This is a genomic window from Actinomyces sp. oral taxon 175 str. F0384, from assembly GCF_000223355.1.
GTDB classification, from domain to species: Bacteria; Actinomycetota; Actinomycetes; order Actinomycetales; family Actinomycetaceae; genus Actinomyces; species Actinomyces oris.
In genome coordinates, this window is sequence record NZ_AFUR01000001.1 from 1,062,518 (window position 1) to 1,075,058 (window position 12,541).

A 12,541-nucleotide genomic window follows, 5' to 3' on the forward strand; every position below is an offset into this window, starting at 1 on the left:
CTCCTGGACGGTGCCTCATCATCGGCTGTCGAGGTGTGCGGCGAGCAGGCTCCGGGCGGCGGATACACCATCGGATATGAGCGGACCGGACATCTGGGCATCGAGCCAGTCCAGGTCCGATATCGGGAATCCCCTCGGTAAAAGCGTGTGGGGCAGGCGTGGGAGGAGCCCCCACAGATAGGTGGCTTCGCTCATCAGGTCATGAGCACGGACGAGCGGCTCCCAGGCCGTCGCCGGCATTGTCTGCTTTCCTGAAGGACTGGCGGTGTCGGTACGTTCCATGTCGGTGCGTAGACGAGTTACGGTCCGGGTCACCCGGGCGGCGGCGCTATCGAGGTTCCAACTTGCCGCCACCATCTGCCGAGCCGTTTCCAGGTCCACGCTCAGTCTCCCCCGCCAACCGTCCTGGGCCCACGGACCAGGTGGATCCACGCCGATCAACAGACCGGGACGCGGACACCCCCATCCATGAGCGAAGGCTGCGGCGCGCAGGCCATCGCGTTCCGTGCGGCGAGACTCCGGCAAGTCGTAGACGACCGAGTGGAAGAACCCCTCCCAGACTGGCTCAACGGTGAAGCGGCGTTCGATGGCGTCGAATCGCTCCAGGTAGTCGCCCGTCATCGCGTAGAAGGACGTGCGGCCCTGCCTGCGGCTGGTCAGTCGTCCCTCCTTAAGAGCCCGCGTCATGTAAGAGCGTGCTCCGGAGGCTGTGAGACCGAGCTTCTGTAGCGCCTCGATGAGGAAGGGGCCGGGAAGCTCGCGGATTTCTGTCAGGCCGAAGAGGAAACCCACTGTCGTTGTGCGGGCACGAGGAGTCCGTTGAGGCGGGTCTCCATCCAGCTGCCGGGGTGAGGTCATGCCGGCCATTGTCTCCCGCCGGAGGCTGGTGGTGCGAACAAGCGACCCGTAGAACGGGGACTCACCTCGCCATCCCCTACAATAAGATTCTTCAGTGCAACGAAACGTGAAGGATATGGATGATGATTGTGTCGGGTCTGCAACGCCCGCCCCTGAGCAGGACAGCAGCCTGGCGGGAGGTGGCTCTCACCGCGGGTGTCCTGTGGCTGGTGCTTGGTGGCGCATGCTTCTTTCTCGGAGCCCAATCGATCTACGACCGTTGGGGAACGAGCCTCAATGCTGCCTTCGTTCTCGACATCGTGTTCCTCATCGGCTGTCTCGCTGTCATCGTCTTCGTCCTCTGGCGTCAGCATCGGCAGGGCGAGGGCATAGCCGAGCTGGGCTGGGGGCGTCCTGTTCGGACGCCGGTGATCGTCATCGCCGTCGTCTACGGACTGGCCTGGACCGCGATGAGCTACATGCGAGGTGGGGATCCGTTGGCCTTCCCCTGGCAGCGGCCGATCATGATGGCTGTCGGCCTCGTGCTGGCCTTCGCCGAGGAGATCGCAGTGCGCGGGCTCATTCTGGACAGGCTGGCGCGCTGCGGCACCTCCCGGCTCATACAGATCGTTGTAACGGCGGGGATCATGGCCCTCTATCACGGCGTCGTCGGGCACAGTGTCTGGCCCTCCTACATGGTCGCCTCCTTCTTTCTCTTCGGAATCCTCTCGGCTATCTACGTCTATGGAGGTCGTAGCCTCACCCCGGTCTTCATCGCTCACGCGATGACTCATTTCCTAGGGGACCCCGTCCTCATACAGGGCATCCTCTACGGAGTCCGTGGCGGCTGATTGTCTTGGGCGGTCCTTGTCCGATTCCATCCCCCGTTGGTCCCTGTCAGCGGCTACCGATGGCACGTAGACTGACGCCCGGTGCGGCCCGCGCCGCCCGATCAGGCCGGGGCACTGACCCCGAGTACCCACAACCCGAAAGGTTCCCGATGTCGATTCGTCGCGTCGCCCTGCTCACCGCTGGCGGTTTCGCCCCCTGTCTGTCCGCCGCCGTCGGCGACCTCATCGAGCGCTACACGCAGGTCGCTCCCGAGGTCGAGATCATCGCCTACCAGTACGGCTACCACGGCCTGCTCACCGGTAACTACATCGTCATCGACGAAGAGGGCCGCAAGAACGCCGGCATCCTGCGCGACTTCGGCGGGTCCCCGATCGGCAACTCCCGCGTCAAGCTCACCAACGCCAAGAACCTCGTCGAGCGCGGCCTCGTCGAGGAGGGCGTCAACCCCCTGGAGTTCGCCGCCGAGCAGCTGCGCAAGGACGGCGTCGACGTCCTGCACACCATCGGTGGAGACGACACCAACACCACCGCCGCCGACCTGGCCGCCTACCTCCACGAGAACGACTACGAGCTCACCGTCGTCGGCCTGCCCAAGACCATCGACAACGACGTGGTTCCGATCCGCCAGTCCCTGGGCGCCTGGACCGCGGCCGACGAGGGCGCCGGCTTCGCCTTCAACGTCATCGGCGAGCACCGCTCCAACCCCCGCATGCTCATCGTTCACGAGTGCATGGGCCGTAACTGCGGCTACCTCACCGCCGAGACCGCCCGCCGCTACCACGACCTGCTCCAGACCAAGCAGTGGGCCCCCTCCCTCGGCCTGACCAAGGAGCGCTGGGACGTCCACGCCGTCTTCCTCCCCGAGGTGAAGCTCGACATCGCCGCCGAGGCCGAGCGCCTCAAGGCCATCATGGACGAGCAGGGCAACGTCAACATCTTCCTGTCCGAGGGCGCCGGCGTCCCCGAGATCATCGCGGAGATGGAGGCCGCCGGCCAGGAGGTTCAGCGCGACCCCTTCGGCCACGTCAAGCTCGACACCATCAACCCCGGCCAGTGGTTCGCCAAGCAGTTCGCCGAGCTCATCGGCGCTGAGAAGGTCATGGTCCAGAAGTCCGGCTACTACTCGCGTGCCGCCCACGCCAACGCCGAGGACCTCGCCCTCATCAAGAAGATGTGCGACCTGGCCGTCGACTGCGCCCTGCGTGGCGAGTCCGGCGTCATCGGCCAGGACGAGGAGAACAACGACGAGCTCACCGCGATCGCCTTCCCGCGCATCGCCGGCGCCAAGCCCTTCGACATCACCCAGGGCTGGTTCACCGACCTCATGGCCGAGCTGGGCCAGAAGGTGGAGCCCGCCGAAGCTGCCCCCGAGCACTGAGGCTGAGCCCGCACCCTGCCGCGGCCGGTGCCGTCCTCGTGACGGCGCCGGCCGCTTCTCTGTGCCCGTCTGTGCCCTGGAGGGTGGTGCCAGCGGCCCCATGTGTCACGTTTGGCGACTATTCGACCCGCCCGCTGCGCTCCTGGAACGGAGGCCTTCGCATCCGTGCAGGTCAGGGCGTTGCAACCAGTCGGTGCGCGCTCAGCTGTGGCCCTAAAAGTCGCCCACAGTGACAGAATTCGTCTCCCAACCCCCGTGTTTCGCGATGCGGCGCCGATCCTGGGCAATCTCCCGACTGGCTTATGCTGACTCGCGTGATGAACGAGCTCTCCGCCGCCCGCACGGACGCCCAGGCCCCCGCATGGCGCCACCTGCCCGCCCTCCAGCAGCCCGCCTACCCCGATGAGGCTGCGCTGGCCGACGTGGTGGCGGATTTGCGTCGCCGGCCCCCGCTCGTCTTCGCCGGAGAGGTCGACTCCCTGCGTGAGCTCATCGCCCAGGCCAGTGCCGGAGAGGCCTTCGTCCTCATGGGCGGGGACTGCGCCGAGTCCTTCACCCACAACACGGCTGACAACATCCGCCTCAAGGTCCAGACCATCCTCCAAATGGCTGCGGTCCTCACCTACGGCGCCTCCACGCCCGTGGTCAAGATCGGCCGCATGGCCGGCCAGTACGCCAAGCCCCGCAGCTCGGACACCGAGACACGCGGTGAGGTCACCCTGCCCGCCTTCCGCGGCGACTCCGTCAACGGCCACGAGTTCACCCCCGAGGCCCGCATCCCCGACCCCACCCGCATGCTGGACGCCTACCTGCGCTCGGGCACTACCCTCAACCTCATCCGCGCCTTCACGATGGGCGGCTACGCGGACCTGCGCGAGGTCCACTCCTGGAACCGAGGCTTCACCGCCAACCCCGCCTACAAGCGCTTCGAGTCCTTCGCCGAGGAGCTTGACCGAGCCATGCGCTTCATGGAGGCCGCAGGCGTGGACTTCGAGGCCCTGCGCCAGGTCGACTTCTACGCCGCCCACGAGGCCCTCCTTCTGGAGTACGAGGACGCCATGATCCGCGAGGACTCCCGCTCCGGGCGCCTCTACGACACCTCCGCCCACATGCTCTGGGTGGGGGAGCGCACCCGCGAGGCCGGCGGCGCCCACGTCGCCATCCTCGCCGGCGTCCACAACCCCGTCGGCGTCAAGGTCGGCCCCACCACGTCCTCCGACGACCTCTCCCGGCTCATGGACCGCCTCAACCCCGAGGGCCTGCCCGGACGCCTGTCCCTCATCACCCGCATGGGCGCCGAGCGCATCCGCGAGGCCCTGCCACCGCTGGTGGAGGCGGTGCGCGCCGACGGGCGCCCCGTCACCTGGATCGCCGACCCCATGCACGGCAACACCATCACCTCCGACAACGGTTACAAGACCCGCCGCTTCGAGACGATCCTCGACGAGATCCGCGGCTTCTTCGAGGTGCACCGCACCCTGGGCACAGCACCGGGCGGCATCCACGTCGAGCTCACCGGTGACGACGTCACCGAGGTCCTCGGCGGCGGCGAGCACATTGACGAGGCCGGTCTGGCCGAGCACTACGAGACCCTCGTCGACCCGCGACTCAACCACCAGCAGTCCCTCGAGGTCGCATTCGAGATCGCCGAGATGCTCAAGGGCTGAGAACACTCGCTGAGCGCCCGCCTGCAGAGCAGGCGAAACGTGGCCCGGTCCGCTGAAGCGGCACCGGGCCACATTCGTCAGAAGATGTTGATGGTGACCTTGGAGTCCGGCTTAACGCTGGAGCCCGGCGCAGGATCAGTGGAGCGCACCGTCCCGAAGGGACCACCCAGGCGCTTATTGACCTCCACCTTGAGCCCGGCGTCCTCCAGGACCTTCTTGGCCTCGTCCTGGCTCTTACCGGTCACATCCGGCACCGTCACCTTCTCGGGCCCCTTGGAGACCGTCAGGTCCACCGAGTCGCCCTTGTAGTAGCCCGAGGCCCCGGCGATGGGGGAGGAGGAGATGATGTTCCCCTTGGCCACGGAGTCGGAGTAGCCCTTGCTGACCTTGCCCTTCTTCAGCCCGGCGTCCTCCAGGACCTTCTTGGCCTCGTCCTCGCTCATACCGGTCACGTCCGGGATCGTGGCCGGCTCCTTGCCCTTGGAGACCACGAGCGAGACCTTCTCGGTGTGCTTGATGACCTTGCCGGCCTTGGGGTCGCAGGAGATGACCTTGCCCGACTCCACGCTGGCGGAGTACTCCTCCGTGACGTCCCCCAGGGTCAGGCCGGCCGCCGTGATCGCGGCCGTGGCCTGGTCCTTGGTCTTCCTGACGACGTCGGGAACGGTCTTGGTCTCCACGCCTCGGGAGATGGTGGCGGTGACGGCCTGGCCGAGCCCCACCTTCTGGCCCGCCTTCGGCTGGCAGGAGACGATGCTGCCGGCCGGGACCGTGTCGGAGTAGACGCGCTCGGGCGTGCCCCAGTCGAGCCCCTGCTTCTCCAGGGCGAGCTGTGCCTGGTCCTCAGACATGCCAATGATGTTGGGTACGGAAACTCGTCTGCCGGGACCGGCCGTCAGGTACCAGGTGGCGCTCGCACCGGTTCCGGCCACGGCCAGCAGCCCGATGACGAGTGCACGACGGCGACTGAAGCCGCCGTTGCTCTTCTTCGAGGTGGGGACGGCAGTGGTCTCCTGAGCGTCGGCCGCCAGGGCCTTGCGGGAGAGCGCACGTGTTCTCCCCTTGGAGTCCGGGCCGATCGAACCAATGGGAAGGGAGACGGTGCGCATCCCGGCGTGCGGCGAGGCATCCTCGGCGGAGGAGTCGTCGGCGTCGTCCTGGGGCTCGTTGTCGATGGCGGAGCGGGCGGCCTGAGCGTTGGCCGTCATGACCTGCTGGGTCCGGATGGAGCCGGTCCCGCCCCCGCGGCGCACGGAGAGCTCGGAGTCGGTGAGCTCGTCGACGACGTTGCGCAGCAGCGCCAGCGCCTCGTCGGCATCGGCCGGGCGCTCCTGCGGCTCACGGCGAGTCATGGTGGCCACGAGTTCGTCGACGTCGGCCGGCATGTCGGGCACCAGCTTGGAGGGCAGAGGCACGTCCTCGTGGACGTTGCGGAAGGCGATCTGAATGGGGGAGTCCGCGGTGAAGGGCTGCTGACCGGTGAGGAGCTCGTAGAGGACCACCCCGGCGGAGAAGACGTCGGCGCGAGAGGTGGAGTCCCCGGAGGTGATGAGCTCAGGTGCCAGGTAGGCGACCGTGCCCAGCACGTTGCCCGTCGTCGTCTGCGTCACCTCCGTGACCGCCCGAGCCAGACCGAAGTCGGCCACCTTGGCCACCGAGCCATCCGAGGGCAGCAGCACGTTCTCCGGCTTGATGTCGCGGTGGACCAGGCCGGCCCGGTGGGCCGCGCCGAGCGGGCGCAGCAGCTGGGCCACCAGCCCCAGGGCCTCCTTGACCGACAGCGGTCCCGCCGCAATGAGGTCGCGCAGCGTGGGCCCCTCGACGTACTCCATGACGAGGTAGGCCACCCCGTCCAGGCTGCCCTGGTCGAAGACGGCCACCACGCCCGGGTTGGACAGGCGTGCCGCGGCCCGCGCCTCACGGCGGAAGCGCGAGACGAAGTCGGGGGAGTCGGCCAGGTGGGCGTGCATGAGCTTGAGCGCCACGGTCCGGTCCAGGCGACGGTCATGGGCGCGGTAGACGGTGGCCATCCCGCCACGCGCTAGGCGGTCGACGATCTCGTAGCGAGAGTCGACCAACCGACCAATGAGGGGATCTGTGACCACGCCGCGATTCTACGATGCCGGTGGGATGGTCACAGCCGCCGGTCGGATCAGGCGGGTAGTACTGCCCACCTGTTGGGTCGCCCCGTTTCCCGCACCGGATCAGGAGACTCGGTGCGTCAGCAGGTCCGCCAGCACCGCCAGGTCCTCCAGGGATGCGGTGCTCACCACGCCCTCGTCCCCGAGGCGCTCCAACGCCCGGTTCCCGGCCTCGCGGTGCGCGGCGATGATCTCCTCGTGGGCGGCGCGCGCGCCGCAGTCCTCGATGAGAGCGGCGACCTCGCCGATCTGCTCGTCCGTCGCCTCGGGATTGGCCAGGACGCTGCCGAGCAGCCGGCGGCCGGCATCGTCGCATCGCCCCCAGGTCAGGGCCAGCAGCACTGTGCGCTTGCCCTCGCGCAGATCGTCGCCGGCCGGCTTGCCGGTGGCCTGCGGTGAGCCGAAGACCCCCAGCTCGTCGTCGCGCAGCTGGAAGGCGATGCCGACGTCCTCGCCGAAGGCGGCCAGGTGCTCGGCGGTGGCCCCGCCCGGGTCCAGGCCGGCCAGGAGGGCGCCGATCAGTAGCGGGTGGCGCACCGAGTAGCGGGCCGACTTGTGCCGAACCACCGACAGGGCGTCGCCCTGCATGAGCCTGGCTGCGGCGCCCGGCTCCCGGTCCCAGGGCAGGGGCAGGTTCTCGCTGCGCACGTCGAGGAACTGGCCCAGGGCCACCTCCGTGGTCATGGCGTCGAAGGCGGACCGGGCGTGCCGCACAGCACTGCCTCGGGTCTGACTGGAGGCGCGCGACGGCGCCAGTGCGCTCATCTCCTCACCTGCCAGGGACAGCAGGAGGTCGCCGAGCAGGATGGCGCCATTGGCCCCGAAGGTCTGCGGGCGCCCCAGCCAGCCCCGGTCTTCGTGGTCCCGGGCGAAGACCCGGTGCGCCGCGGGCAGGCCCCGACGCGTGTCGGCGCCGTCCATGAGGTCGTCGTGGACCAGGGCACTGGCCTGGTAGAGCTCCAGCGCCGCACCCAGGTGGACGGCGTCGGAAGCGGTCAGGCACTCGGCTCGCTGCTCCGGGACGCTCAGGATCGCGCAGCCGACGGCCCCCAGGACGGCCCGCATGCGTTTACCTCCGCTCAGGACGCTCCCGGCGGCCTCGAGCAGCTCCGGGGCGGCCTGGCCCAGGTCCTCCCAGCGCCGGTGGCAGTCCTCCAGGACCTGAGTCAGGCGGTGCTCGACGGCGGGACGGACACGGCCCAGGGCCGCAGGCAGCGCACTCATGACCGCCAGAGTAGTCCCAGCTCAGATGTCAGGAGGGCCGGCGACGCTCCCGACGGCAGGTTTGCCGCGGCGCGACGCCGAGTGCGAACAAGGTGAGGGCATACTAAGTCGCCCGTGCGGTGATCCTGGGGAATAAACGCTACAATTCTGGGGTTGTCTGCTGTGCCGGAGCGGGTTCCCATACCCCGTCACCGGCTGTCCGCCCGCTCACGCGAAAGGAACTCCGTGGCTTCTTCCACAGTGACGCGCTCCAGCACCGAGCTCACTGACGACGTCGACGAGACCCCGCTCGACGACGAGGACTTCGACCTCGACGACGAAGGAGACGACGACGCCGACGATGCCGACTATGACGACGAGGAGTACGACGACTCTGACGACGAGGACTCCTCTGACGAGGAGGAGGACCAAGGCGACGACTCCGAGGCGCAGGCCGTCCAAGAGGATGACGGCCCGGCCCCCGAGCTGCGCGACTACTACCTGGACGTGAGCCTGGAGAAGAACGGCGACGGCTCCAAGCGCAGCCCCTTCAACAACCCCGCCTCTCTCAAGGGGGTCCGCCTGGCCCCGGGGGCGACTCTCTTCGTGCGCTCGCGCACGGTCGTGGAGAACCTCGAGATCGCCGGCCACGGCACCCTGGAGGAGCCCATCACGCTGGCCCCCTACGGCCACGGACCGGTGCCCCGCTTCGTCATCGGCGACTCCGCCCCCATGGTGGCGCGCGACTACCTGGCTCAGAACGGCTACATATTCCGCGGATGGGTCATCAAGGGCATCAAGATGCAGCCCTCCATCGCGGCCCTGACCGGTGAGCTCGAGCGCATGCGCCGGGAGGAGGCGGAGAAGGCCGCCTCCAAGAAGTCCGGCAAGCGCGGCAAGTCCCAGGACAAGGACGGCTCCTTCACCGTCTCCGACTCCGACGAGGGCGACGAGCCCGCCCAGCGGGTCGTCACCGCCGGCGCCACCGCAGACCCGGTCAAGGACTACCTCAAGCAGATCGGTAAGGTTGCGCTGCTGAACGCCGAGCAGGAGGTCGAGCTCGCCAAGCGCATCGAGGCCGGTCTTTACGCCGAGCACCGCCTGGCCGAGGAGGGCAACGACCTGCCGGCCAAGCTGCGTCGCGAGCTGCACTGGGTGGCCCAGGACGGCCAGAGGGCCAAGAACCACCTGCTGGAGGCCAACCTGCGACTGGTGGTCTCCCTGGCCAAGCGCTACACGGGCCGCGGCATGCTCTTCCTGGACCTCATCCAGGAGGGCAACCTGGGCCTCATCCGCGCCGTGGAGAAGTTCGACTACACCAAGGGCTTCAAGTTCTCCACCTACGCCACCTGGTGGATTCGCCAGGCCATCACCCGCGCGATGGCGGACCAGGCCCGTACCATCCGCATCCCGGTGCACATGGTCGAGGTCATCAACAAGCTCGCCCGCGTGCAGCGCCAGATGCTCCAGGACCTGGGACGTGAGCCCACCCCGGAGGAGCTGGCCGTCGAGCTGGACATGACCCCGGAGAAGGTCGTCGAGGTCCAGAAGTACGGCCGCGAGCCGATCTCCCTGCACACCCCCCTGGGTGAGGACGGGGACTCCGAGTTCGGTGACCTCATTGAGGACTCCGAGGCCGTGGTCCCGGCCGACGCGGTGAGCTTCACCCTTCTGCAGGAGCAGCTCCACGCCGTGCTGGACACCCTCTCCGAGCGTGAGGCCGGCGTGGTCTCCATGCGTTTCGGTCTGACCGATGGCCAGCCCAAGACCCTCGATGAGATCGGCAAGGTCTACGGGGTCACCCGGGAGCGCATCCGCCAGATCGAGTCCAAGACCATGTCCAAGCTGCGCCACCCCTCGCGCAGCCAGGTCCTGCGCGACTACCTGGACTGAGCGGACTCACCGGACAGGCGGGGAGCGCTACCGGCTCGCTCATCTCAACGGCGTCGGCCCCGGAACCGAAAGGGTTCCGGGGCCGACGCCGTTGATGCTAGTGTCTCGATCGTGACACGGGGTGCCACATGGCTGAGAACACACCCGTCGAACCTGTCCAGCTAGTACTGACGAAGGGATGTCACATGCACTGGGGCATGTCTACCCCAGCGGCGCTTGAGGCGGTACGCCGCCACGCCCCGCTGGTCTCCTGCATCACCAACGCGGTGGTCACCAACATCACCGCTAACGTTCTCCTGGCTCTAGGCGCGGCGCCCGCCATGGTGGATATCACGGGGGAGGCGGGTCCCTTTGCCCGCGTCGCCTCCACGCTGCTCATCAACCTCGGCACGCCTCAGCCCGAGCAGCGGGACGCCGCCCGTGAGGCCGTGGCTGCGGCAGCCGACGCGGGCACGCCGTGGGTCCTCGATCCGGTGGCCATCGGCACGCTGACGCACCGCACTGCGCTGGCCCGTGAGCTCTTCGGCCGGGGACCGAGCGTCGTACGGGGCAATGCCTCGGAGATCCTGGCTCTGGCCGGTGACGGCAGCGGTGGTCGGGGCGTCGAGACCGCCGACGACGTCGCCGCGGCACTCGATCCGGCCTGCGACCTGGCCCGCAGCCACGGCTGCGTTGTCGCCGTCTCCGGGCCCGTCGATCTGGTCACCGACGGCGAGAGCGTCATCCACGTTCAGGGCGGCTCCGCGCTACTGACCCGGATGACCGGCGGGGGCTGCGCTCTGGGTGCGGTGGTCGCGGCCTTTCTCGGGGCGGGGCGGAAGGAGGGCCTGGATGACGTGAGCGCCGTCGTCGCTGCGCATACCGTCTACAGCGCTGCTGCCGAGCGCGCGGAGGCCCGATCAACCGGCCCTGGATCCTTCCCACCAGCCTTCCTCGATGCCCTGTACGCCCTTGAGATGCAGGACCTGCAGAACGTTAGCGTCAGTGCTACCAGCGCGACCACCGCCGCCGAGGGAGGGCCGGCATGAGGGCCGCACCGGACCTGTCGGTTTACCTCGTCACCGATGAGGGCCAGTGCCGCTCGCGTGGCAGAGACGTCCTGGCCACCGTTGAGGCTGCTGTCGACGGCGGAGTCACCTGCGTCCAGCTGCGCGCCAAGGGTACCGACGGCGGACTCTTCCTGACTCAGGTGCTGGAGGTGGCCGAGGTGATTGGTGATCAGGTCCCCGTCATCGTCAACGACCGCGTCGACATCTTCCTGGCGGCGCGCGATCAGGGAGCGCCCGTGGCCGGGGTACACCTCGGCCAGTCGGACCTGCCCGCCCGCATCGCACGCCGTCTCGTCGGGGAAGAAGCCTACCTCGGGCTGTCGGCCGCGACTCCCGACGAACTGCGCACCGCCCAGGAGCAGGGCGCCTGCGACCACGTCGGCATCGGCGTCGTTCACCCCACCGCCACCAAGGCCGACGCTCCGAAGAGCCTGGGGGTGAACGGCGTGACGCGCATGGCTGCCCTGATCGATCTGCCTGCTGTGGCCATCGGCGGCATCACGGCCGGCGACCTGCCGGCTCTCCGGGCGGGTGGTCTGGCCGGTGCCGCCGTCGTATCAGCCATCTGCACGGCCGAGGACCCCAGGAGTGTCGCCGCCGACCTGCACCGTGCCTGGGACGAAGGATGTCGGCGATGAGCCAGCAGCGTTCGGCAACCGTGACCGCCTTGACCATCGCCGGCTCAGATCCTAGCGGTGGCGCCGGCATTCAGGCCGACATGAAGGCCATGAGTGCCCTCGGTGCCTACGCGATGAGCGTCATCACGGCGTTGACCGCCCAGTCGACGCGCGGTGTGGCCGGTGTGCACGCCGTGCCGGTCGACTTCGTCCGTCTCCAGATGGACACGTTGCTGGAGGACATCGTTCCCGATGCCACGAAGATCGGGATGCTCGCCACCGCCGAGCTGGCCGACGCGGTGGGGGAGTACCTGCCTGGACTCACTCATACGGTGCTCGACCCGGTCATGGTGGCCACCTCCGGGGACCGCCTTCTCGACGAGCAGGCGGTCGGTGCCGTGCGCCGTCTGTGCGCCAAAGCCGATCTCATCACTCCTAACCTCTATGAGGCGGCCGTCCTGCTGGGGGAGGAGCCCGCGGCGACCCTCGGTGAGCTGCGCAACCAGGCGCAGCGCCTGAGGGATCTGGGTGCACGTAGGGTACTGGTCAAGGGCGGTCACCTGAGCGGTGACGCTGGTGACGCCGTCGATGTCTACGCCGATGCCGACGGCGCCGAGATCTTGTGCGGTCGCAGGGTGGCCACGCAGAACACCCACGGCACGGGATGCACGCTCTCTTCGGCGATCGCCTCGCTGCGACCACGCCGGGCGACCTGGCTGGAAGCGGTGCGGGACGCCAAGGACTACCTCACCGGCGCCATCGCACACGCCGAGGCCCTGGGCGTTGGACACGGGCGCGGGCCCGTCCACCATCTTTACCGAGTCTGGACTAGAACCGGATGGTAAGTTATGTCGTTGTCGTCGGCGACCTCCCCGGCTCACGCTGCCGAGCTTGCGCAGGGTGG

General features: G+C 68.4%; 10 protein-coding genes and 1 riboswitch. Of the genes, 7 read left to right on the top strand and 3 right to left on the bottom strand.

Annotated features, from left to right (window positions below; all coding sequences use genetic code 11):
* Window positions 1–18: 18 nt before the first annotated feature.
* A complete protein-coding gene (locus HMPREF9058_RS04445) occupies window positions 19–858 on the bottom strand; it encodes a PaaX family transcriptional regulator (RefSeq protein WP_101558501.1) in 840 nt (279 codons plus the stop codon).
* A gap of 122 nt (window positions 859–980) precedes the next feature.
* Between HMPREF9058_RS04445 and HMPREF9058_RS04450 the strand changes: the two genes are divergently transcribed.
* The 3 genes from HMPREF9058_RS04450 to HMPREF9058_RS04460 all read left to right on the top strand — a co-directional run bounded on the left by HMPREF9058_RS04450 (window position 981) and on the right by HMPREF9058_RS04460 (window position 4,734).
* Entirely contained in the window at window positions 981–1,688 is a 708-nt protein-coding gene (locus tag HMPREF9058_RS04450) for a CPBP family intramembrane glutamic endopeptidase (RefSeq protein WP_139018937.1), read from the top strand.
* Window positions 1,689–1,837: 149 nt separating this feature from the next.
* Window positions 1,838–3,067 carry a pyrophosphate--fructose-6-phosphate 1-phosphotransferase gene (locus tag HMPREF9058_RS04455; RefSeq protein WP_009406381.1) on the top strand — a complete coding sequence of 410 codons (1,230 nt, stop codon included), beginning with the start codon at window positions 1,838–1,840 and terminating at the stop codon, window positions 3,065–3,067.
* A gap of 317 nt (window positions 3,068–3,384) precedes the next feature.
* Window positions 3,385–4,734, top strand: coding sequence for a class II 3-deoxy-7-phosphoheptulonate synthase (locus HMPREF9058_RS04460; protein WP_254654081.1), 1,350 nt, complete (start codon window positions 3,385–3,387; stop codon window positions 4,732–4,734).
* A gap of 77 nt (window positions 4,735–4,811) precedes the next feature.
* On the opposite strand, the gene pknB is transcribed toward HMPREF9058_RS04460, so the two are convergent.
* On the bottom strand, window positions 4,812–6,839 hold the full coding sequence (gene pknB, locus HMPREF9058_RS04465) for a Stk1 family PASTA domain-containing Ser/Thr kinase (RefSeq protein WP_009406506.1): 2,028 nt from the start codon (window positions 6,837–6,839) through the stop codon (window positions 4,812–4,814).
* Between the two features lie 99 nt (window positions 6,840–6,938).
* Entirely contained in the window at window positions 6,939–8,099 is a 1,161-nt protein-coding gene (locus HMPREF9058_RS04470) for a polyprenyl synthetase family protein (protein ID WP_009747443.1), read from the bottom strand.
* 225 nt (window positions 8,100–8,324) lie between these two features.
* Between HMPREF9058_RS04470 and HMPREF9058_RS13950 the strand changes: the two genes are divergently transcribed.
* The 4 genes from HMPREF9058_RS13950 (at window position 8,325) to thiD (ending at window position 12,482) form a co-directional block, all read left to right on the top strand.
* On the top strand, window positions 8,325–9,971 hold the full coding sequence (locus tag HMPREF9058_RS13950; RefSeq protein WP_043537634.1) for an RNA polymerase sigma factor: 1,647 nt from the start codon (window positions 8,325–8,327) through the stop codon (window positions 9,969–9,971).
* A gap of 107 nt (window positions 9,972–10,078) precedes the next feature.
* A riboswitch (TPP riboswitch) is annotated at window positions 10,079–10,167 on the top strand.
* A gap of 1 nt (window position 10,168) precedes the next feature.
* Complete coding sequence (gene thiM / locus HMPREF9058_RS04480) at window positions 10,169–10,999, top strand: hydroxyethylthiazole kinase (RefSeq protein WP_009405986.1); 831 nt, start codon at window positions 10,169–10,171, stop codon at window positions 10,997–10,999.
* Window positions 10,996–11,658 (top strand): thiamine phosphate synthase, encoded by a 663-nt coding sequence (thiE, locus tag HMPREF9058_RS04485; RefSeq protein ID WP_009747325.1) that lies wholly within the window; start codon window positions 10,996–10,998, stop codon window positions 11,656–11,658. Before thiM ends, thiE begins: the two co-directional genes overlap by 4 nt.
* Window positions 11,655–12,482, top strand: a complete 828-nt coding sequence (gene thiD / locus HMPREF9058_RS04490) for a bifunctional hydroxymethylpyrimidine kinase/phosphomethylpyrimidine kinase (protein WP_009405536.1) — start codon at window positions 11,655–11,657, stop codon at window positions 12,480–12,482. The genes thiE and thiD overlap by 4 nt, the downstream gene beginning before the upstream one ends.
* Window positions 12,483–12,541 lie beyond the last annotated feature (59 nt).

Excerpts from the sequence above, each read along its gene's own strand:
- HMPREF9058_RS04445 (WP_101558501.1), bottom strand. The coding sequence starts at position 858 with ATGACCTCACCCCGGCAGCTGGATGGAGACCCGCCTCAACGGACTCCT.
- HMPREF9058_RS04450 (WP_139018937.1), top strand. The coding sequence starts at position 981 with ATGATTGTGTCGGGTCTGCAACGCCCGCCCCTGAGCAGGACAGCAGCC.
- HMPREF9058_RS04455 (WP_009406381.1), top strand. The coding sequence starts at position 1,838 with ATGTCGATTCGTCGCGTCGCCCTGCTCACCGCTGGCGGTTTCGCCCCC.
- HMPREF9058_RS04460 (WP_254654081.1), top strand. The coding sequence starts at position 3,385 with ATGAACGAGCTCTCCGCCGCCCGCACGGACGCCCAGGCCCCCGCATGG.
- HMPREF9058_RS04470 (WP_009747443.1), bottom strand. The coding sequence starts at position 8,099 with ATGAGTGCGCTGCCTGCGGCCCTGGGCCGTGTCCGTCCCGCCGTCGAG.
- thiM (WP_009405986.1), top strand. The coding sequence starts at position 10,169 with ATGTCTACCCCAGCGGCGCTTGAGGCGGTACGCCGCCACGCCCCGCTG.
- thiE (WP_009747325.1), top strand. The coding sequence starts at position 10,996 with ATGAGGGCCGCACCGGACCTGTCGGTTTACCTCGTCACCGATGAGGGC.
- thiD (WP_009405536.1), top strand. The coding sequence starts at position 11,655 with ATGAGCCAGCAGCGTTCGGCAACCGTGACCGCCTTGACCATCGCCGGC.